17 protein-coding genes are annotated in these 20766 nt (G+C 42.8%); 5 read left to right on the top strand and 12 right to left on the bottom strand.

Annotated features, from left to right (window positions below):
* Positions 1 to 16: 16 nt before the first annotated feature.
* The gene (locus T426_RS0109095; RefSeq protein ID WP_025865416.1) at positions 17 to 970 is read right to left on the bottom strand and encodes a PhoH family protein; all 954 of its coding nucleotides are present in this window, start codon (positions 968 to 970) and stop codon (positions 17 to 19) included.
* 183 nt (positions 971 to 1153) lie between these two features.
* Between T426_RS0109095 and mazG the strand changes: the two genes are divergently transcribed.
* Positions 1154 to 1939 carry a nucleoside triphosphate pyrophosphohydrolase gene (gene mazG / locus T426_RS0109090; RefSeq protein WP_025865417.1) on the top strand — a complete coding sequence of 262 codons (786 nt, stop codon included), beginning with the start codon at positions 1154 to 1156 and terminating at the stop codon, positions 1937 to 1939.
* A gap of 32 nt (positions 1940 to 1971) precedes the next feature.
* Here the strand turns inward: mazG and T426_RS23225 are convergent, their stop codons facing one another.
* Positions 1972 to 4524, bottom strand: coding sequence for an ATP-dependent Clp protease ATP-binding subunit (locus tag T426_RS23225; RefSeq protein WP_025865418.1), 2553 nt, complete (start codon positions 4522 to 4524; stop codon positions 1972 to 1974).
* Positions 4525 to 4883: 359 nt separating this feature from the next.
* Between T426_RS23225 and gyrA the strand changes: the two genes are divergently transcribed.
* The 4 genes from gyrA (at position 4884) to msrB (ending at position 10120) form a co-directional block, all read left to right on the top strand.
* Positions 4884 to 7394 carry a DNA gyrase subunit A gene (gene gyrA, locus T426_RS0109080; protein ID WP_027585566.1) on the top strand — a complete coding sequence of 837 codons (2511 nt, stop codon included), beginning with the start codon at positions 4884 to 4886 and terminating at the stop codon, positions 7392 to 7394.
* Positions 7395 to 7466: 72 nt separating this feature from the next.
* Positions 7467 to 8642, top strand: coding sequence for a tetratricopeptide repeat protein (locus T426_RS0109075; protein ID WP_025865419.1), 1176 nt, complete (start codon positions 7467 to 7469; stop codon positions 8640 to 8642).
* Between the two features lie 202 nt (positions 8643 to 8844).
* Positions 8845 to 9516, top strand: coding sequence for an SHOCT domain-containing protein (locus tag T426_RS0109070; RefSeq protein WP_027585565.1), 672 nt, complete (start codon positions 8845 to 8847; stop codon positions 9514 to 9516).
* A 115-nt stretch (positions 9517 to 9631) separates the two neighbouring features.
* Positions 9632 to 10120 carry a peptide-methionine (R)-S-oxide reductase MsrB gene (gene msrB, locus T426_RS0109065; protein ID WP_169737680.1) on the top strand — a complete coding sequence of 163 codons (489 nt, stop codon included), beginning with the start codon at positions 9632 to 9634 and terminating at the stop codon, positions 10118 to 10120.
* A gap of 67 nt (positions 10121 to 10187) precedes the next feature.
* On the opposite strand, the gene T426_RS25735 is transcribed toward msrB, so the two are convergent.
* The 10 genes from T426_RS25735 to T426_RS25050 all read right to left on the bottom strand — a co-directional run bounded on the left by T426_RS25735 (position 10188) and on the right by T426_RS25050 (position 19877).
* A complete protein-coding gene (locus T426_RS25735; RefSeq protein ID WP_153637618.1) occupies positions 10188 to 10373 on the bottom strand; it encodes a hypothetical protein in 186 nt (61 codons plus the stop codon).
* Positions 10374 to 10476: 103 nt separating this feature from the next.
* Positions 10477 to 10950, bottom strand: a complete 474-nt coding sequence (locus T426_RS0109055) for a methylglyoxal synthase (RefSeq protein WP_025865422.1) — start codon at positions 10948 to 10950, stop codon at positions 10477 to 10479.
* Between the two features lie 106 nt (positions 10951 to 11056).
* A complete protein-coding gene (locus tag T426_RS0109050; protein WP_025865423.1) occupies positions 11057 to 11932 on the bottom strand; it encodes a glucosaminidase domain-containing protein in 876 nt (291 codons plus the stop codon).
* Positions 11933 to 12039: 107 nt separating this feature from the next.
* A complete protein-coding gene (locus T426_RS0109045) occupies positions 12040 to 12546 on the bottom strand; it encodes a flavodoxin (RefSeq protein WP_025865424.1) in 507 nt (168 codons plus the stop codon).
* Between the two features lie 29 nt (positions 12547 to 12575).
* Complete coding sequence (locus T426_RS0109040; protein ID WP_025865425.1) at positions 12576 to 14636, bottom strand: alpha-ketoacid dehydrogenase subunit alpha/beta; 2061 nt, start codon at positions 14634 to 14636, stop codon at positions 12576 to 12578.
* Positions 14637 to 14675: 39 nt separating this feature from the next.
* Positions 14676 to 16004 (bottom strand): dihydrolipoamide acetyltransferase family protein, encoded by a 1329-nt coding sequence (locus tag T426_RS0109035; protein ID WP_025865426.1) that lies wholly within the window; start codon positions 16002 to 16004, stop codon positions 14676 to 14678.
* Between the two features lie 197 nt (positions 16005 to 16201).
* On the bottom strand, positions 16202 to 17467 hold the full coding sequence (locus T426_RS0109030) for a serine hydrolase domain-containing protein (protein ID WP_159103361.1): 1266 nt from the start codon (positions 17465 to 17467) through the stop codon (positions 16202 to 16204).
* A gap of 197 nt (positions 17468 to 17664) precedes the next feature.
* Entirely contained in the window at positions 17665 to 18576 is a 912-nt protein-coding gene (locus tag T426_RS0109025; RefSeq protein ID WP_025865428.1) for a dihydroorotate dehydrogenase, read from the bottom strand.
* Positions 18570 to 19352 (bottom strand): dihydroorotate dehydrogenase electron transfer subunit, encoded by a 783-nt coding sequence (locus tag T426_RS0109020; RefSeq protein WP_025865429.1) that lies wholly within the window; start codon positions 19350 to 19352, stop codon positions 18570 to 18572. The genes T426_RS0109025 and T426_RS0109020 overlap by 7 nt, the downstream gene beginning before the upstream one ends.
* A gap of 39 nt (positions 19353 to 19391) precedes the next feature.
* Positions 19392 to 19877, bottom strand: coding sequence for a helix-turn-helix domain-containing protein (locus T426_RS25050; protein WP_025865430.1), 486 nt, complete (start codon positions 19875 to 19877; stop codon positions 19392 to 19394).
* Positions 19878 to 20766: the final 889 nt, after the last annotated feature.

Raw genomic sequence — 20766 nt, 5'->3', positions numbered from 1 at the left:
ATGGTTTTTATAATGCTTATTTCGATTTGTCGTAATGGTCATATGCCTCCACAATATCACGAACCAGTCGATGCCGGATAATATCGCCTTTATCGAACTCGATGATGGAAATTCCATCCACCTCCCTTAAAATTCGCAGTGCTGTTATTAACCCCGAAGGCTGTTTTTTCGGCAAATCAATCTGCGTAATATCGCCGGTAATCACATATTTTGTGTTCAACCCCATACGGGTTAAAAACATTTTCAACTGTGGAATGGAGGTATTCTGCGCTTCATCCAAAATGACATAGGCATTGCTGAGTGTACGTCCGCGCATAAAAGCCAGCGGCGCAATCTGTATAACGCCGTCTTTCAGGAATTCTTCCAGCTTACGGGGAGGAATCATATCGAGCAGCGCATCATACAACGGCTGGAGATATGGATCGATCTTCTCTTTCAAATCGCCGGGTAGGAAGCCCAGATTTTCTCCGGCTTCAACGGCCGGGCGACTCAAAATAATGCGTTTTATTTCACGGTTCTTCAGCGCACGAACAGCCAACGCAATAGCGGTATATGTTTTACCGGAACCGGCCGGACCGATAGCAAAAATCAAATCATCTTTTTTTGCTTTTTCGACTAGCTTGTGCTGATTAGGAGTGCGGGCGCGTATGGGTTTGCCGGAATTGCCGAAAAGTAAGATATCTTCCTGTCCGGGAAATTGCTGGTCGATGGTCTTCACCGCGTCCATCATAATTTGATGAATGCTTTCGTCCGACAAAGAATTGTAATGGTAGTAGTGGTCAAGTACCAGCTGAAATTTGGTGGTAAACTCCTCTATTTCCGTAGGTTCGCCTTTTACTTTAACGCTGTGCCCACGGGCTGTGATGATTAGTTTTGGGAAGTAGGACTTTATCAGATCAATTTTGCTGTTCCGTACTCCGAAGAAAGAAGTATGTTCTACGCCTTCGAGTTCAAAAATCTTTTCGATCATAGACAGTTATTATCACCTCAATGAAAGGCACTACAAAATAAACACTTTTTTTCGTGTTGGTGCGACAACCTTTCGGCAGATTAACCCTACACAAGAATTTATTAACTTCGTTCGCAAATCAAAACTCGGTAAAGCCGTTTTGGTTCAAAAAAATAAATTGTCATATACTAAATAACGGATTACATGGCGAAGAAGGAACACCTGGAGGCATTTGGAAAGTTGCTGGATATAATGGACGAACTGAGGGTGAAATGCCCGTGGGATCGGAAGCAAACCCTTGAATCGCTTCGCAAGTTAACCATCGAAGAAACATACGAATTGGGTGATGCCATCATCGAGCGCGACTTTCCTGAAATAAAAAAAGAGTTGGGCGATATTCTGCTGCATATTGTCTTTTATGCCAAAATTGGTGACGAAATGAACTCATTCGATATTGGTGATGTGATTAATGCGCTGACGGAAAAACTAATTTACCGGCATCCACACGTATTTGGAGATGTGTCGGTTGCCGATGCATCGGAAGTGGAAGAAAACTGGGAAGCGTTGAAATTGAAGGAAAAAGGGCGTAAGAAGAAAGTTCTGGAAGGCGTTCCTGCAGCGCTTCCGGCATTGGTTAAAGCCAATCGGATACAGGAGAAGGCGAGGGGAGTCGGCTTCGATTGGGAACACCGGGAACAGGTTTGGGACAAGGTGAAAGAAGAACTGTCGGAGGTAGAGCACGAACTGAAAGTAAATGACCAGGTTAAAATGGAACAGGAATTTGGCGATCTATTCTTTTCGCTGGTCAATGCCGCACGATTGTACGATATTGATCCGGAAACAGCACTGGAACGCACTAATAGAAAATTCATCCGCCGATTCAACTACCTTGAAGAGAAAACGCTTGGTAACGGACGTTCCATGCATGATATGAGTCTGGAAGAGATGGACAAATACTGGGAGGAAGCGAAGAAACTGGATAAAAATTAATACAAAAGAAAACGGCCCCGAAGGGCCGTTTTTTAATTGCTGTTATTCTCTAATGCCTTGGGTGGCTCTGTCGGTGAGACAATCTTGACCACCATTTTTTCTTCTTTGGCATTGTAATCAATGGTTATTGTTGAGCCATCTTCAATACGGTTCTGAATAATGGCTTCAGCCATCTCATCCTCCAGGTATTTCTGAATAGCCCTTTTCAACGGACGGGCCCCAAACTGTGGATCGAAACCTTTATCGGCAATAAAATCTTTCGCCTTTGCGGTGATTTTAAGCTTATAGTTCAATGCTTCAACACGCCCGTACAAGCCTTTAAGCTCAATATCGATAATCTTGCCAATGTGCTCTTTCGATAACGTATTGAAGAGAACCACATCGTCCACACGGTTCAGGAATTCAGGAGCAAAAGCACGTTTCAATGCTTTCTGAATAATGTATTTTGCGTGCTCGTTCTCATCTTCAGTTGTTTTCCTGATATTGAATCCCAATCCTTGACCGAAGTCTTTTAATTGGCGGGTTCCAATATTGGACGTCATAATAATGATTGTATTCCGGAAATCAATTTTACGCCCCAAACTGTCAGTCAAACGACCTTCGTCCAACACCTGCAGCAACAAGTTGAATACATCAGGATGTGCTTTTTCGATTTCATCAAGCAACACCACAGCATACGGTTTTCTTCTGACTTTTTCCGTCAGCTGGCCACCTTCTTCGTAACCAACGTATCCGGGAGGTGCACCTACCAAGCGCGACACAGAAAATTTCTCCATGTATTCGCTCATATCAATCCGGATAAGCGCTTCGGTGGAATCAAACAGATACTCAGCAAGTACTTTTGCTAACTGCGTTTTTCCTACACCGGTAGGTCCAAGGAAAATAAAGGTTCCAATCGGTTTATTCGGATCTTTCAGTCCGGCCCGGTTTCGCTGAATGGCTTTAGTAATTTTCTGCAAAGCTTCATCCTGACCAACTACATTGGCTCGCATGTCGGCCAGCATATTCTTCAGCTTTTTACCTTCTGCTTCAGCAATACGCTGTACAGGTATACCAGACATCATGGAAACTACATCAGCAACTTCCTCTTCACCAACAGTTTCACGATGACTCTCCAGTTCCTTTTCCCACTCTTCCTTCTCTTTGTCGAGTTTGGCTAGCAGGTTTTTTTCATTATCACGGAAACTGGCGGCCAACTCAAAATTCTGACTCTTTACGGCCTGAATCTTTTCATTCCGGGTATTTTCAATCTGATCTTCCAGTTTTACAATTCTGTCAGGCACTGTAATGTTGGAGATATGAACCCTTGAACCTGATTCGTCCAGTGCATCAATGGCTTTATCAGGAAGATGTCGGTCGGTGATGTAACGGGTTGTGAGTTTCACACAAGCGTCAATTGCTTCCGGTGTGTACATCACGTTGTGGTGATCCTCATAACGTTCCTTAATGTTATTGAGAATTTCGATGGTTTCCTCAATGCTGGTCGGCTCAACCATCACTTTCTGGAAACGACGTTCCAAAGCACCGTCTTTTTCAATGTGCTGCCGGTATTCATCCAGGGTGGTGGCTCCAATACATTGAATATCACCACGAGCCAACGCTGGTTTCAGCATATTAGCTGCATCCAGCGATCCGGTAGCGCCACCAGCACCAACAATCGTGTGAATCTCATCGATGAAAAGAATCACGTTGTCCACTTTCGACAGCTCATTCAGAATCGCTTTCATGCGTTCCTCAAACTGTCCGCGGTATTTCGTTCCGGCTACAATCGATGCCAAATCAAGGCTTACTACACGTTTGTCAAACAACACGCGCGAAACTTTTTTCTGTGCGATACGCAAAGCCAAACCTTCCACAATGGCTGATTTACCTACGCCTGGTTCACCGATCAATACCGGGTTATTCTTCTTGCGACGGCTTAAAACCTGCGCAATCCGCTCAATCTCTTTCTGACGACCAACAATCGGATCAAGGCTGCCTTCAACGGCTGCTTTGGTAATATCGATACCAAAATTGTCGAGAACCGGAGTTTCGGTTTTTGGCGATGAACCTTTGGTGCTTCCTGAACCACCTTGTCCGCTTCCGCTACCACGACCACCATACATATCGTCCTGGTCATCGCTGTCTTCCGGAAAATCGGATTTGTTTTTGGTCTTTGAAAGATGCTCAAGTTCGGTTTTAACATCGTCATAACCCAAACCATAGTCATTGAACAGCTGACTTACCAGGCTATTTTGATCCTTCAGAATAGCCAGAAGTAAATGTCCTGTACTAATGGTCTGTTCGTTCAATGAGCGTGCTTCGAGGTACACAATTTTCAGAACTTTCTCAGTGCTCTTCATCAATGGAACCGAAGCATCGGGCTCAAGAGGTTTGTCATTAATAACTGCTTTTTCCACATCCTTTTTAATGCCGGAGAAATCAATGCCTAACTGGGTCATAATATCAATGGCAACTCCCTCACCATCTCTTAGAATTCCAAGAAAAAGGTGTTCAGTTCCAATATGATCATTCCCCAGTCGGATAGCTTCTTCACGACTGTAGGAGAGGACATCTTTTATTCTGGGTGAAAATTTTGAATCCATACTCATCAGCTAACTGTGTTTGCAATTGCTTATCAAATACTGTTCCGGGTAATCCGGAATTACTAAAATAGCTATTATTTCAGTTTTTTCATGATGTTTTAGCCAAATTAACAACCGACCACATCAGCATGTTCAGTGGATTAGTGCTGGAAACGAGAAAGTTTACCAACTCATAATTTATTATCTGTCAAAATAGGTAATCTTTCTGACTTTTCGTCATTTCAAAACCTATATAATATGTAAAACAGGAGTTTGAGTTTGTCAGGAAATTGAAGCGCAAATAATTCACATAGATACCTTAATTTTACTATTTTTGTGTGACCTTAAAAGACACGTTAGAAATTTTTAATTTAAAATAAATGGCTGACGGAGAAAAGATAATTAAGATAAATATCGAAGAGCAGATGAAATCTGCCTACATCGACTACTCGATGTCGGTAATTGTTTCAAGAGCTCTTCCGGATGTTCGTGATGGACTGAAGCCAGTTCACCGAAGAATCTTGTTTGGGATGGGAGAGTTGGGAATCTACTCCAATCGCTCGTATAAGAAATCAGCAAGGATTGTTGGTGAGGTATTGGGAAAATACCACCCGCACGGTGATTCCTCTGTATATTTTGCCATGGTTCGTATGGCACAACACTGGTCGATGCGATACCGGTTGGTTGATGGACAGGGAAACTTTGGATCAGTCGACGGTGATAGTCCGGCTGCGATGCGTTACACCGAGGCTCGTCTTCAAAAACTCGCGGAAGAAGCGTTAGCCGATCTGGACAAGAATACGGTTGATTTTGCGCCCAACTTTGATGAGTCGCTGAAAGAGCCAACTGTGCTTCCGGCCAAGTTTCCGAATTTGCTGGTGAACGGTGCATCGGGTATTGCAGTGGGTATGGCAACCAATATGCCACCTCACAACCTGACGGACACCATTGATGCGATCAACGCTTACATCGACAATCCTGATGTTGAAGTGGATGAGTTGATTGACTTGATCAAAGCGCCCGATTTCCCGACAGGTGGAATTATTTACGGATACTCTGGCGTACGTGAAGCCTATGAAACCGGTCGCGGCCGGATTGTCATGCGTGGAAAGTCAGAGATCGAAGTAACTCCGAACGGAAGGGAAAAACTGATCATTACTGAAATTCCGTATCTGGTTAACAAGGCAGAACTGATTATTAAAATCGCCGACCTGGTTAACGAAAAGAAAATCGATGGAATTGCCAATGTCAACGATGAATCTGACCGCAAAGGAATGCGTATTGTGGTCGATATCAAGCGTGATGACATGGCCAGCGTTGTGCTGAATAAGTTGTATAAATACACGCAGTTACAGTCGACTTTCAGTGTAAACAACATTGCGCTGGTAAAAGGCCGTCCACGTATGCTGAACCTGCGCGACCTGATTCGCTACTTTGTCGAGCACCGTCACGAAGTGGTTGTACGGCGTACACAGTACGAACTGGACCAGGCAGAGAAGAAAGCTCATATCTTACGCGGTTTAATTATTGCGATCGATAATCTGGATGCTGTTATCAGTCTGATTCGTGCGTCAAAAACGCCGGAAGAGGCAAGAGAAGGCTTGATGACGAATTTTGATCTGGATGAGATCCAGGCTCGCGCTATTCTGGATATGCGTTTGCAGAAACTGACCGGACTGGAGCGTGATAAACTTCACGAAGAGTATGATGAGCTAATGAAGCAAATCGAGCATCTGAAAAATATTCTGGCTAACGAGCCCGTCCGGATGCAGATTATCAAAGATGAATTACTCGAGATTCAGAGCCGTTACGGTGACGAAAGAAGAACGGAAATCATCCATTCAGCCGAAGAATTTAATCCGGAAGATTTCTATGCCGATGATGAAATGGTCATCACCATTTCGCATATGGGTTACATGAAACGTACGCCTTTAACTGAATTCCGTACTCAATCCCGTGGCGGGGTTGGTTCCAAAGGTTCAACAACCCGTGACGAAGATTTTCTGGAGCACTTGTTTATTGCTACGATGCATAATACCATTCTGTTGTTTACTGAGAAGGGTAAATGTTTCTGGCTGAAGGTTTATGAAATTCCGGAAGGAGCAAAAGCGTCCAAAGGCCGTGCGATTCAAAACCTGCTGAATATTGAACCGGACGACAACGTTAAAGCATTCATCAACGTTAAAAATCTCAAGGACGAAGAGTATATCAATAATAATTACATCATTCTTTGTACCAAGAAAGGTGTCATCAAGAAAACTTCACTCGAGGCTTATTCGCGTCCACGCCAAAATGGTGTAAATGCCATTACGATTCGTGAAAACGACCAATTATTGGAAGCACGACTTACGAATGGTAATAACGAGATCATGATGGCTGTACGCTCCGGAAAAGCCATTCGTTTCCCGGAAGATAAGGTGAGAGCCATTGGCCGAACAGGCGCCGGAGTGCGAGGAATTACGCTGGGAGGAGAGAAGGACGAACTGGTTGGTATGGTTTGTGTAGAGAATGAAAGCGAGGATATCCTTGTTGTTTCCGAACACGGATTCGGGAAGCGTTCTAAAATTGATGATTACCGGGTGACCAATAGGGGCGGTAAAGGTGTAAAAACCCTTAATGTTACCCCGAAAACAGGTTCTCTGGTAGCCATAAAAAGTGTGAGCAACGATGACGACCTGATGATTATTACACAGTCGGGCGTCACCATCCGTCTTCCCGTTCAGGATATTCGGATGACGGGGCGTGCAGCACAAGGTGTTAAGCTCATTAACCTGAGAGAAGATGATTCGATTGCATCTGTTGCCCGTGTAGAAGCCTCCGACACTGAAATTGAAGTTTCAGATGATACTGTACAGACTGATAATGAATCTGATAACGAAGTAGTAGAATAATTTGTTGGAAAATTTGTACTTTCTGAAAATTCAAGCAAATTTGTAAGTAGCAAAATGATAATCAATTCAAACATGAAAAAAGTATTTTTTGTAGCCATCCTACTTCTTGCCGGAACTACTGTATTCGCGCAGAAAGGTAAAGTATCCAGTGCTGAGAACTATAAAGAAAGCGGAAAGCTGGACAAAGCTCTGGAGACTATAGAGCAAACGGTTGATCCGAATAATGACAAATCAGACAAAACGCTTGATTGGCCTCGTACATGGGAAGTTCGCGGCGAAATCTATCAGGCAATTTTCGCATCGAAAGATGAGAACTATAAAAAACTGAGTGACCACCCCTTGGAAGAAGCCTACAAGTCATACATGAAGGCGCTGTCATTGGACGATAAAGGCCGTTATGCCAACGGTATCAAAATTAAATTGACATTTCTGATTCAGGATTTGACAAAAGCTGCTGTTAATGCCTTCCAAGCCGAAAAATATGATGAAGCCACTAAGTACTTTGAGAACATTTTGGATATCGAAAAAACCGATATGTTCAAGAAAGATACACCGGTTGACACAGTCATTATTTACAATACTGGTTTAGCAGCAACCAATGCCAAGCAGTATAAGAAAGCAATTGACTACTTTAAAGAGTGTATCAAGTACGATTACAACGGTGGTGCTTCATACGGTCAGATCATCAGTGCTTATGAAGCAATGGGTGATACAACTGCCGCAGTCAACTCAATGAAAGAAGGTTTTGAAGCATATCCGGAAAGTCAGAATATCCTGGTTTCGCTGATCAACTATTACATGTCGAAGAACAAATCGGAAGATGCGATTTCATATCTTGATAAAGCCATTGAGAAAGACCCGAAGAACCCGACGTTCTATTTTGCAAAAGGAGCAGCTCTCGACAAACTTGGTCGTTCGGACGAAGCATTGAAAGCATACCAGCAGGCAACCGAGGTAAATCCGAAATTTGCGGATGCTTATTACAACATGGGTGTTGTTTATTTCAACCGTGGTGTAAAACAACTGGAAGTTGCTGCGAAAATACCGCCGACAGAACAGGATAAATACGAAGCTGAAAAAGGGAAAGCCGATGTTCAGTTCAAGAAAGCAATTCCTTACATGGAAAAAGCCAGTGAACTGAATCCGAAAGACCGCTTTATCCTGGAGCATCTTAAAAACTTGTATTACCGTCTGAAAATGATGGATAAGTTTAAAGAAGTTCAAGCCAAACTCGACAGTTTGAAATAATTCAACAAGGATATTAAAAATGGGGAGGCCAAACAGCTTCCCTGTTTTTTTACATCATTAAAATAACATAATATTAATTATAAGACAGGTGATGGATTATTAAATTACTTATTTCGCTATTCAATGTATTTAATTAGTCCGAATAAGGTTTAACATATTAACTTTACCCTAAATTCATAAGTTTAACCTAAAGTTTAATTCAATGAAATTTTTGTTTTTTATCTCCATTCTATTTCTCTCGCTTAATTCGATGGCACAAAGTACATTAAAGCAAATTACGGCTGGTGAATGTGAAAATCCCAAGGTATTTGAGTCGTTTCGTAACAATACAAAAGTTGTGAAATACGTTGCCGCGGACGGAACAATTTTAGAATTAGGAGACACACTTGTTATGGGAAAGCCTTCCGGATTGGTTACTTCGACTGAAAATAACGTCGAAACTCTGAATGGTGTTACTGAAGCAAAATCCCAAACAAAGCGGGATTTCGTTACAATTACAATGGGAAAGCCGTTGGGAAATCCAAAGTTCATTAAAAGTGAAGCGTTTGCCAAGGCTAATATGCAAGGTGAAAAGGTCATTATATCGGAAATGCGACTTTACCATAAAGGAAGTAAAAAGAAACCGTTGGCACTGACAATTCTTCTAGGTGAACCTAATGGTCGCGCTTTCGGTCTGCATAAATACATGACCATTTCAGATTATGAAAAGTCTGTTTTGACAGGTGAGATTAAATCATTAAATACTCCACTAACTCGAGAAGAAGCTATTGCAAAGCTAAAAGAATCGAAAGATTTACTTGATTTGGGCGTCATTACAAAAGAAGAATATAGTAAACGAAAACAGCACTTGACACCCATCATTTTGAAAAAGTAGGTTGTTTAAAAATCATCTCTATGTACGTGTGGTCAGTTTGAATCAAATATTGAATTCTCAGGAAGATTAAAAGTCTGCGAATAAACAAAATTTAATGAAATACGTATGTAGTAGCATGAGACATGCAATTTTCATTATCGGACTTATTTTATTTGGAGCGATTACGAGCCAGGCACAAAACTCAAAATCGAAACAAAGCAATCAAACTATGGTGAAGAAAACAGACAAAGATTGGAAAGAAACCTTAACTCCGCTACAGTACGAAGTTACCCGGAAATCGGCAACTGAAAGGCCGTTTACCGGCGCTTATTACGATTTCTATCAAAAAGGTTCATACCATTGTGTTTGTTGTGGGGCATTGCTGTTCAATTCTGATTCCAAGTTTCAATCAGGCTGTGGCTGGCCTAGCTTTAGTGATATTGCGAACAACAAAAATATCAAAGAAGTAAGAGATACCAGTCATGGAATGATTCGAACCGAAGTTCGTTGTGCTCATTGTAACGCACACCTGGGACATGTTTTTAACGATGGCCCGCCACCAACCGGATTGCGTTACTGCATTAATTCAGCGGCGCTGAAATTCGTTCCAGATACAGTGAAATAAAAAAACATCGTCTCAGTTAATCTGTGGCGATGTTTTCAGTTTGCGTTAATTAATAACTCGTTCTTCATCAGGATAAATTTGTCGAATAATAATCTTCCAGGCTTAAATCAATAATCTCATTGAGATCGGCGATGATTTTCTTTTTAGGAGTTTGCCTGAATGAAACGTCATTTTCCTGTTTCTCGCCAATGATATCTTTCAACAGATACATGGCCTTAATCATTTTTCTCAATTTCTCTCGGTTTTTTCTCATAACTCCAGGGAATAGAGGTTAACAATATAAAGTTACGGCCTTTCCGTCGGAGAGAAATGAATAAAATTGTTATGTAAAAGTTAAATAATTATCTCTCAGGGCCCTACTCCATGTCAATAGAGCGGGTAATATAGCCTGAATAATCTTTAATGCGTGGCTTGTATTCTTTGTGAAACAGTTCCGATGAAATCAGAAAATCTGCTGTTGAACGGTTCGAAGCTGTTGGGATGTTGTACAATACCGAAATACGCAACAATGCTTTCACATCGACATCGTGCGGTTGTGGCTGCATGGGATCCCAAAAAAAGATGACCATGTCGATCAGTCCTTCGCAAATCATCGATCCTAATTGCTGATCACCACCTAATGGTCCTGATTTCAAACGGGTCACCTCTGGTGGAACAGCGTCATTTTCAACGCATTTCTGCTTAATGGTTTCTTCAACCAGCTTGCCGGTAGTTCCAGTACCAACCAGTGAATGCTGAGCCAGTTCATTCCAGTTGTAGGCCACCCATTCCATCATATCTTTCTTCCGGTTGTCATGCGCAACCAGTGCAATTCTTTTCTTCTTTTTCATTATTTCTGTCATTATACCCTGATTTAATCCAAGATGGTTGTTAAATCCTGATACGATTATGCTGTAAAACTAATAAATAAACATAACTGTCGAAGCGAATAAATGCTTACCAAAACTTCAACTTTTCCTGAAAGAACAGCACAATGCCCGATTTGTGTTCATATTCCCTTAATGAATAGTCGTCATATTTCTGTATGTTGTTCTCTTGGATAATCGAGCGGGCCAGCTGCGCGTACTGACTTTTCTCGGAATAGCGGCTTAAATACGGGAGTAGTTCAATGGATGAGGCTCCTTCCCAGCGTTTCATTCGGAATTCTTTGTAATATGGCACCCTGGCAATCGTCAGGTAATAGTTACTGATGGATTGTATGCAGGAAGAATAACTTTTCAGGTAAATTGTACGGCCATTTCGCTTGTATTTCGACGCGATGCGTGAATCGTCCTGGTCAAACGACCAAACACCAAAAATGTTATTCCCTTCCCGGAAGAAACGCGATGTACCCCAGCCCGATTCCAGTGCAGCCTGGGCAATTACGAGGCTCACGGGATGTGGGTAAATTCTTCTTTTCAGTACATCGATGGAATCCGTTCGGTATTTCAATAACATCCTGTTCAGGAAGACGGTATCGGCCGGAGCAACGGATTCTGATTTAACCATCCGATTATCAATAAATTCAACATGCCGTAAGTCTTCCATCAGCCGGTGGCGGACTATCATAACGGCCGGAAGCATAAACTGAATAAACTTCTCCTTGCGAATCTGCGGATCTAAATCGGTAAAGTCAGGTACGCCTTGGTACTTAACGGGAATAATAGTGGAATCGCCGGGAGGAATAATACTGTCAACACTGGTAATATTCTTCTCCAATAACTGTAGTTTCTGCGTTCTGAATTCAGGTGTTCGGGTTAGTAAAGCAACTAAAATCACTACTCCGGTAACGACAATAACTTGAAAAAGTCTGTTCCTTTGCCTTAGTTTCATAAGTTACAAATGAGCTACAAATGTAGCCTAAATATACGAATACCATGCCAGGGACAATCTCCCGCAGCATGGTATTGCATATTTTATCAATGAAAAGTATCAGATAATCAGTTAAATGACTTCTTGAGGTCAGCTACCCAATCTTCGATACGTTTATTGGTTTTCCGTGCCTGATTTTCCTGGTCAAGCGCAAGTCCTGCAAATTTGTCACCCCGAAGGCTTACCGAGCTTTCGAAGTTGTATTCATCGGCCGAAACAAACCCGACAAGTTCAGCTCCCTGCTGTTCCATCAGTTTGCCCATGATACCGATTCCGTCACAGAAATTCTCGGGATAATTGACCTGGTCGCCCAATCCATATATGGCCACTTTCTTGCCTTTCAAATCCATCTCCTCGATGGCCGGCACAAATTCGTCCCAGTAATTAGGCAATTCACCATCAAACCAGGTTGAAACACCCAGTATCAAATTATCAAAACTGGCGAATTTCTTTTCGTCAACTTCTTCTACGTTAAGGGCCTCTACATCTTTCTCGCCTAAAGCTTTCTGTATCTTTTCGGCCACTTTAGCGGTTTTCTGTGTATGGAAACTATAGAATAATCCTATTTTCTTCATTGCTAAATGGTTAATCTTCAACTAAAGTTTTAGTACTTGAGTAATGCGGCCATACCGTTATAAATCTTCTCATCATTCGGAAGAATGGCTTTCTCGAGAATACGGTTGAAACCTACCGGTGTAAAGGTTGAACCTAGACGCTGAACCGGTCCGTCGAGATATTCAAAAGCCTCAGAAGTAATGGTAGCAGCTACTTCAGCACCAAAGCCTGAGAATACTTTATCCTCATGAACCACCAATACTTTACCCGTTTTTTTCGCCGATTCAATGATGGTTTCCTTATCCAACGGAATAAGTGAACGTAGATCGATTACTTCAACACTATGACCTTCTTCCTCCAGCTTGTTGGCGGCACTGATACACATGTGGGTTGTATTACCATAGGTAATTACCGTCAAATCAGAACCTTCTTTGCGTACCCGGGCTTTGCCGAATGGAACCTCGAATTCTTCAGGAATCGGGGTTGCAGCAATTGGTGAATTGTACAGTGCTTTGGGCTCCAGGAATAAAGTCGGTCCTTTTGAACGAAGCGACGTACGCAACAAACCGGCTGCATCATCAGCAAACGAAGGATACACTACCCGGATACCGGGGAAAGAGGTCAAGGCACCCTCAATATTCTGAGAGTGATACAAACCACCACCGATATATCCACCTGAAGCCAGACGAATGGTCACATTCGGAGCAAATTTACCGTTGGTACGCCAGTATTCGTGCGTCATCTCGACAAACTGCTCCATGGCCGGCCAGAAATAGTCGGCAAACTCAGCGCCTTCCACTACAATGCGGATTTTGTCGCTAAAACGCGACATACCGTTCGCTGTACCGGTGATATAGTCCTCGGCAATCGGGCCGTTAAATACACGTTCAATGCCAAATTCCTGCTGCAATCCTTTAGAGACATTGAAGATACCGCCTTTGTCTTTATTGGCCATATCCTGTCCCCAAATGAAGGTATCGGGATTACGACGAAATTCTTCTTTCAGTGTACCATTCAGTGCTTCAATTAACTTCCTTTTCTCACCTTCCTCATTGTGAAGACCTTCCGGGAATTTTTCCGAAACGTATGGTTCAGGAAGTACAAAATCGAAGATCGATTCCGGATCCGGATCCGGAGCTTTCAATGCCTTTTTATGTACATCCTTAACTTCCTGCATTGCTTTGTTGGTCAACTCATCCAACTCCTCTTCAGTGAAGCGGTTGTAACGAAGCAACATACGACGGAATTTACCCAGCGGATCATATTCTGCCACATAGTTCAACTCTGAGTCGTTACGATACAGTTCGTGACGGTCGGAGTTCGAGTGTGAATGAATGCGCACGCAATTGGCTTGTACAATTACCGGTTTCTGATTTTCCATCGCCCACGCTTTCGCTTCAGCCATGGCATTCATCGAATCGAACACATCTTTACCATTACAGTGAATGATGCGCAGATTTTTGAATCCACTGAAGTTATTCGCCACTTTCCGGTTGGCCGTCTGGTCTCGTTTCGGAACAGAAATTCCATAACCGTTATCCTGGAAAACAAACACTACCGGCAGCTGCTCATTCGATGCACCGTTGATGGCTTCATATACATATCCCTCAGAAACAGACGATTCGCCCTGTGAGCTGATGGAAACACCTTTGTGCTTGTAGTACCGGATAGCGCGACCCACACCAACTGCATGAAGCGTATGATTACCAGTACAAGATGATACATTGTGAATATTCCACTCCGGCTTGGCAAAGTGGTTCGACATGTGGCGACCACCCGAACCAACATCCGTAGCTTTGGAAATCCCGTTCAGGATCAACTCCTCAGCAGTCAGACCGGCAGATAGGTTTGTCAACATATCACGGTAGTAAGGAAACAGGTGGTCTGTCTCTTTATCAAAAACCTGACCGATAGCCAGCTGAATGCCGTCATGACCGGCATACGGTGCATGATACGACCAACCAATCGCCTGTTTCAGGTAATTGGGAGCCTTCTCATCAATGGCACGACCAACGGTCATCAGGTAAAACCACTTGGCTAAGGTCTCCTTATCCGTCTTTTTAATATGGTAATTCTTGGGAACTTCAAGTTCGTGAAGATTCTCTTTCATTTTATTTCCTTTTGTAATAATCTTTTATCCGTTTGTCAATTAGATTTCGCGGTTGGGATCGTGTTCTTCCAGAATATCGGCCACACGGCGCAGGAATTTACCACCCAACATTCCGTCAATCACACGATGGTCGTATGACAGTGACAGGAACATTTTATGACGGACGACAATCGCGTCGCCGGTCGGTGTTTCCATTACGGCCGGTTTCTTTTCGATGGTACCAACAGCCAGAATAGCAGTTTGCGGCTGATTGATAATCGGTGTTCCGATGATGTTTCCAAATGACCCAAAGTTGGTGATGGCAAATGTTCCTCCCTGCAGATCATCCGGACTCAGGTTGTTCTTACGTCCCAAGGCGGCCAAGCGGTTGATATCCTTTGTCAAACCAAGCAGGTTCTTCATATCAGCATCTTTAATTACCGGAACCACGAGATTGTTATTCTCGGTTGCTACAGCCATACCAACATTAACATGCTTGCGCAAAACAATATTGTAACCGTCAACCGATGAGTTAACGTACGGGAATTCAGTCAGTGCTTTGGCAACTGCTTCAGTAATCAGTGGCATGAAGGTAATTTTCTCGCCGTACTTTTCAAGGTATTCACCTTTTACTTTGTTACGCCACAACACCATATTGGTCATATCGGCTTCAACAACCGAAGTAACGTGAGGGGCCACATGTTTCGATGTAACCATGTGATCAGCAATCATTTTGCGCACGCGGTCCATTTCCACAATCGTATCTTCGGCACCGATAGAAACCGAAACTTTGTGTTGCGGAGCCTGAGGAGCAGCTTTTGCAGTCTGGGCTGACGCACTGGCGGCTGCAGGTTTCGCAACTTTTCCTGAACCACGGTTCTCGAGGTAAGCCAGAATATCTTTCTTCTGAACACGACCACCCTGTCCACTTCCTTCAATCGATTCGAGCTCTTCGAACGAAACGCCTTCCTTATCGGCGATGCTGCGAACCAGCGGTGAATAGAACCGGCCCGATTGTTTGTTTACATTTCCTTGTGAAGCGCCGGAATCTTTTGCCGTTTCCGCTGCCTCTTCTTTGGCGGCAGGTTGTGTTTCTGCCTTTTTATCGGTAGTTTCTTCCGAAGAAGTGTCCTCTTCTTCGTCTTCCCCATCCATCGAAATCAACATAACAACTTCCCCAACCGCAACCAGGTCGTCTTCGTTGTATTTAACTTCTTTTACCTTACCGGCAACCGGTGAGGGAATTTCCGAATCCACCTTGTCGGTGGCAATTTCGAAAAGAACATCGTCCTCTTCAACAGTATCGCCCTTTTTGACAAACATTTTGGTGATTGTAGCCTCCTGGACACTTTCACCCATTTTGGGCATCATCACTTGAAAATCAGACATTGTAATTAAACGGTTTTATGGTGAATGATTATAAATCGATTTTACATTTTCACCTCCTTTAACACACTAAAGCGTGAAAGGTTTGAAAAGGGTTCATTCTACTTTAAAAATAATGCACAAAAATGTAATGTTCAGATATCAATTCAAAAAAAAGAGCACCAAAACCTGGTGCTCTTTTAATTTGTATGTGTTGTGTATTAGTTTATTGCAAGTATGTCTTTAGGCCGATGATATTCAAACAAATTTTGGTCAGGCCACGTTTTTACCCGCCGACAAATACGATCCATCAGGTGACCTAGGTCACCTGTAAAGTTGGGACCTTTCCAGCTGCTGGTATTGGTAATAATCACATATTCGAGGCCATCAGGACGACGTTTCATAATGGCAGCCGTTCCGGGCATACTACCTGTTCGCCACCAGTACCCCGAAGCGGTAGTACCACGCCAGCCCAATGGTTCGAATCCACGCGGATTCGGAGTAGTCATTTCTCTAATACTCTCAGGCGACAATATATCCGGTACACCGGGAAAACCGTCGATAACAACCAATAACTTCATCAGTTCGACAGGAGAAGCGACCCAACCCCCGGCTGAACTAAGGAGTGAAATGTCATTTCCACCATTTGATTTAGGAAGAATCAAACCAGAGCCATCACAAGCCGTAACCGGAAGAGAACCCCGTTGCTCGTAATACTTTACTTCGTTTGGATATTTGTTCTTATATAAATTGTGTCCGATGTGCATATCGGTAATCCCCGCCGGCAACAATACATTGGCCCGAACATAATCCTCGTACGGCATTCCGGAAGCACGGGCAATCACTTCGCCCAGCAACACAAAGCCCAGGTTTGAATACGAACTCATCGTACCCGGCTTGAAATGCAACCGATGACTGGTGACAAATTTTAAATACGTGTCGATGGTAGCCGGAAGCGGATCACCCACCTTGCGGGCAATAACATCGGGCATAAACATCGGGTCGCCGTATTTCTGTGTCCAACCGCCGGAGTGATTCAATAATTCCCGTACGGTAATATCGGTCATGCGCCGGTCGCGATACGGCATATATTTCTCGTCGTTGATAATTCCATCCTTGCCAAACACCTTTGAGTCGAGCGATAATTTACCACTCTCAATGAGTTTAAAAATGGCAACAGCCGTAATCAATTTTGAAACACTGGCAATTCTGAAAATATTACGAGGTTCGGTAATGACATTATTTTCTTTATCAGCATAACCGTAACCATGTGCAAAAACCAACTTCTCGTCCTTTACCACAGCGATGGAAACACCGCGCAACTCATTTCTATCCATAAAACGATCCACCGTACGTTCGATATAGTCAGAGTAATCAAACGTCGATAAGTCATTGGTAAGCCTCTCATTAAGCGGTTTCATGTCAGGAACCGAAAAGCTGTGTTTTGGAACACCCAGGTCAGAAAAGCCGGGTGTAAAGTCAGACATGACAAACAGTAATGCAAAAATAAGTCCCAATAAATACCTCATAGGCACTGTTCCGGAAATAGTATTGTGAAAATTCACTAAAATATCGAAGCACAATTAAATAAGTGCCGCAATTTTATAAACAAAAGCCTGTTCAAAAAACAGGCTGCATGTTATATAACGTTAAATTTCATTAATTCGTATATTCACAAATGTAATTACAATTGTAAACTACCGACTAAGTCAGTTACCGATTCAATTTTGTGACGCACCAGGTAATCCTCTATACCCTCTACAATCTTTACAGGAGCAAGCGGATCGACAAAACCCGCCGTTCCCACCTGGATCGCAGAAGCACCCGCCAGCATAAACTCAATTGCATCCGCAGCATTCATGATACCTCCCATACCAACAATCGGTATTTTCACTGCCTGTGCTACCTGCCAGACCATCCGCAGTGCAACCGGCTTAACTGCAGGTCCTGATAAGCCACCGGTAATTGTCGAAAGCACCGGTTTGCGCGTCTCAGCATCGATGGCCATCGCCAGCAACGTATTGATCAGCGAGACACTGTCGGCACCTACACTTTCCACCGCACGGGCAATTTCATCAATAGCGGTTACATTTGGCGACAGCTTCACCATTAAATGCTTTTTGTACACTTTCCGCACAGCGCGAACAACCGCTTCGGCCGACGGACAACTGGTTCCGAAGGTCATCCCACCTTCCTTCACATTCGGGCAGGAAATATTCAGTTCAATCCCCGGAATGTATTCCAGTTCATTAATCTGTTCAGCACATTCAGCATAATCCTCCGCCGTAGACCCCGATACATTAACCAGTACATTGGTCTGATACTTCACCAATTTCGGGTAGATATGTTCGCAAAAATACTTAACGCCAGCATTCTGAAGACCAACGGTATTCAACATTCCAGATGGTGTTTCAGCCATACGGGGATAAGGATTTCCCTGGCGTGGATTCAAAGTCGTTCCTTTAACAACGAAGCCACCCAGCCGGTCTAAATCGAAAAAATCCTCGAATTCAACTCCGTATCCAAATGTCCCGGAAGCCGTCATAACCGGGTTCTTCAGGTCTAGATCGCCTATCTTAACACGTAAATCTACCATTTCAAATCCCTTATATTAAACACCGGGCCATCTGTACAAACACACTGATGCCCACTGGTTGTTTCTGTCACACAACACAAGCAAACACCAAAGCCGCAAGCCATGGTATTCTCCAATGAGACTTCGCAAAAGACGTCAGCCGCCGCCGCTTTAGCTGCAACAGCTTTCATCATTGGCTCTGGTCCACATGTGTAAACTCCATCGAACTTTTGTAAATTATCGCTTAGAACCGAATGATCAGTCACCCGGCCTTTTAATCCGTGTGTACCATCTTCGGTAGTCGTATAAACCTGTCCATACTGAGCAAACGAATCCAGTTCCATCAGGTCATCTGCTGTTCGGGCACCTACCAGTGCATGAATATCAGCCTTGAGATTGAGTTTTGTCAGCTCCTGAGCGAAGAAAAGTAAAGGAGCGATGCCAAAACCGCCGCCTACCAGTAAAATACGTTTATTGTTTTCGGGGAATGAAAACCCATTTCCGAGTGGGAAAACAACATCCACTTCCTCACCTTCAGGCGTTGATGTAAGCACATGTGAGCCAGGGCCTACATCCTTAATAAACAAGGACATGGTGTTTTTTTCATAATCAACCCCGTAAATGGAAAACGGCCGGCGAAGGAAAGTACTCTGCGATTTCTCGACGCGAACATTTACAAACTGGCCGGGAGCGATTTGTTCCAACTTGACGGGAGCCTGCAACTCCAGGAGATGATGGTCCCGGTTAAGTTGGATATTCGAGAGAACCCTGAGGTTCTGAACAGTCTTATTCATCATCTTAAGCCACTATTTGAAGGGCAAAGATAGCTGAAAAAACTATTTTGAGGGTTTGTATGCTTTAAAAGTTTTATCGGAGTAAAATACCACAATACGTTCAATTTCGCCAGGACCGTCATCCCAAATATTCTCCACTTCCTTTTTTGACATATAGGTAGCCTGTTCCTCCGATTGTACCAACGCTGGTTCATTGGTTTGTTTCGGCACCGTTTCCAGTCTTTCAGGCTTTTGCAGAACTGGAGGTTCAGGTGAAAGCCGATTAGCAGGTTCTGCATCCCTGGTTTCGGCAAATAAGTCCTTGTTCGGCCGATTTTGCCGCTCGGTCATATCACCTTCGCCAAGCAGCAACCAACGGGTATTTAGCCCGGGAAAAGCAGCAATCATCTTTTGAATAAAGGAAGCACTGGGATTATTCCTTCCGTTCAATACGTGCGAAACACTGGAGCGTTGCACACCAATTTGATCGGCAAATTCAGCTGGCGACAGATGCTCACTTTGCAAAAACTGATTGATACGTTCTTTCATTTAATTACAATTGGTTCTTAGCGGACTGTTGAAATTCACAAATAGTAACAGCAAATGCCAACCCATGAGCCGACATTAATTTGGAACATTTCATTTGTGAATTCCTGTCATGACAAATGTAACAAAACAAAATATAACGGACAACATTAGTTGTACACATATTGCAATTTACAATTGTACTAAAGGTGAAAGTAGTCTATCAGTAAGAAAATGAGGAGAATTAAATTTTTTCCATAAACAATCATACACCATAATCCATTGTTTTACTAGCATATAATACTTAATCCTTAGGTATGCTATTGATGTAAATAACCATCAGTATTCAACTTAAAGTATTAGTGCCTATATTTGATGTAATTTACTGGTATAGATACTAATAATGTTATATTTGCATAGTGATTAAGCGTATTTCGTCATATTTGCATACAAATGTATTTAAACTCTTAAAGTTTTACTTGTATTTTTGCATGTAATATGTTGATTTAATGAACTTAAGCTATTGCTATGTCGATATGAAATTAACAGAGACATCCTGTTTACAAATTAAACTTTTCATTAATTAATAATGTGAATTTAAATTCATTTTGTGGAAATTTCATCAATTCACATTAGTGACTTATTGATATTGTTCACAAATGTTCTTCGAATTATCTTGAAACATATGTGAACTACGCATTGGTTGACATATGTCTTTTTTGAATGTATTTGCAGTTGGTTGCAAAACCAGACTAATTGAGGTTTGTAAATTCAGAATTTGTCTTCTGCACAAGCGAAGACAAAATTTTCAGGTATGTGCAATGACTCAAAAGGAAGTTTAGGAAGAATTTGAGACTTGAAGGGACGGATTTCTTTATCTGAGTGCGCTTTAACTACAACCCCATTGTATCCT

It is taken from the genome of Prolixibacter bellariivorans ATCC BAA-1284 (assembly GCF_000621705.1).
Classification (GTDB): domain Bacteria; phylum Bacteroidota; class Bacteroidia; order Bacteroidales; family Prolixibacteraceae; genus Prolixibacter; species Prolixibacter bellariivorans.
Note: the sequence above shows the minus strand (reverse complement) of the source record. Positions and strands in the feature narration are given on the sequence as shown.

Bases quoted from the DNA above. Each gene is read 5' to 3' on its own strand.
- T426_RS0109095 (WP_025865416.1), bottom strand. From the start codon at position 970: ATGATCGAAAAGATTTTTGAACTCGAAGGCGTAGAACATACTTCTTTC.
- mazG (WP_025865417.1), top strand. From the start codon at position 1,154: ATGGCGAAGAAGGAACACCTGGAGGCATTTGGAAAGTTGCTGGATATA.
- T426_RS23225 (WP_025865418.1), bottom strand. From the start codon at position 4,524: ATGGATTCAAAATTTTCACCCAGAATAAAAGATGTCCTCTCCTACAGT.
- gyrA (WP_027585566.1), top strand. From the start codon at position 4,884: ATGGCTGACGGAGAAAAGATAATTAAGATAAATATCGAAGAGCAGATG.
- T426_RS0109075 (WP_025865419.1), top strand. From the start codon at position 7,467: ATGAAAAAAGTATTTTTTGTAGCCATCCTACTTCTTGCCGGAACTACT.
- T426_RS0109070 (WP_027585565.1), top strand. From the start codon at position 8,845: ATGAAATTTTTGTTTTTTATCTCCATTCTATTTCTCTCGCTTAATTCG.
- msrB (WP_169737680.1), top strand. From the start codon at position 9,632: ATGAGACATGCAATTTTCATTATCGGACTTATTTTATTTGGAGCGATT.
- T426_RS25735 (WP_153637618.1), bottom strand. From the start codon at position 10,373: ATGAGAAAAAACCGAGAGAAATTGAGAAAAATGATTAAGGCCATGTAT.
- T426_RS0109055 (WP_025865422.1), bottom strand. From the start codon at position 10,950: ATGAAAAAGAAGAAAAGAATTGCACTGGTTGCGCATGACAACCGGAAG.
- T426_RS0109050 (WP_025865423.1), bottom strand. From the start codon at position 11,932: ATGAAACTAAGGCAAAGGAACAGACTTTTTCAAGTTATTGTCGTTACC.
- T426_RS0109045 (WP_025865424.1), bottom strand. From the start codon at position 12,546: ATGAAGAAAATAGGATTATTCTATAGTTTCCATACACAGAAAACCGCT.
- T426_RS0109040 (WP_025865425.1), bottom strand. From the start codon at position 14,636: ATGAAAGAGAATCTTCACGAACTTGAAGTTCCCAAGAATTACCATATT.
- T426_RS0109035 (WP_025865426.1), bottom strand. From the start codon at position 16,004: ATGTCTGATTTTCAAGTGATGATGCCCAAAATGGGTGAAAGTGTCCAG.
- T426_RS0109030 (WP_159103361.1), bottom strand. From the start codon at position 17,467: ATGTCTGACTTTACACCCGGCTTTTCTGACCTGGGTGTTCCAAAACAC.
- T426_RS0109025 (WP_025865428.1), bottom strand. From the start codon at position 18,576: ATGGTAGATTTACGTGTTAAGATAGGCGATCTAGACCTGAAGAACCCG.
- T426_RS0109020 (WP_025865429.1), bottom strand. From the start codon at position 19,352: ATGATGAATAAGACTGTTCAGAACCTCAGGGTTCTCTCGAATATCCAA.
- T426_RS25050 (WP_025865430.1), bottom strand. From the start codon at position 19,877: ATGAAAGAACGTATCAATCAGTTTTTGCAAAGTGAGCATCTGTCGCCA.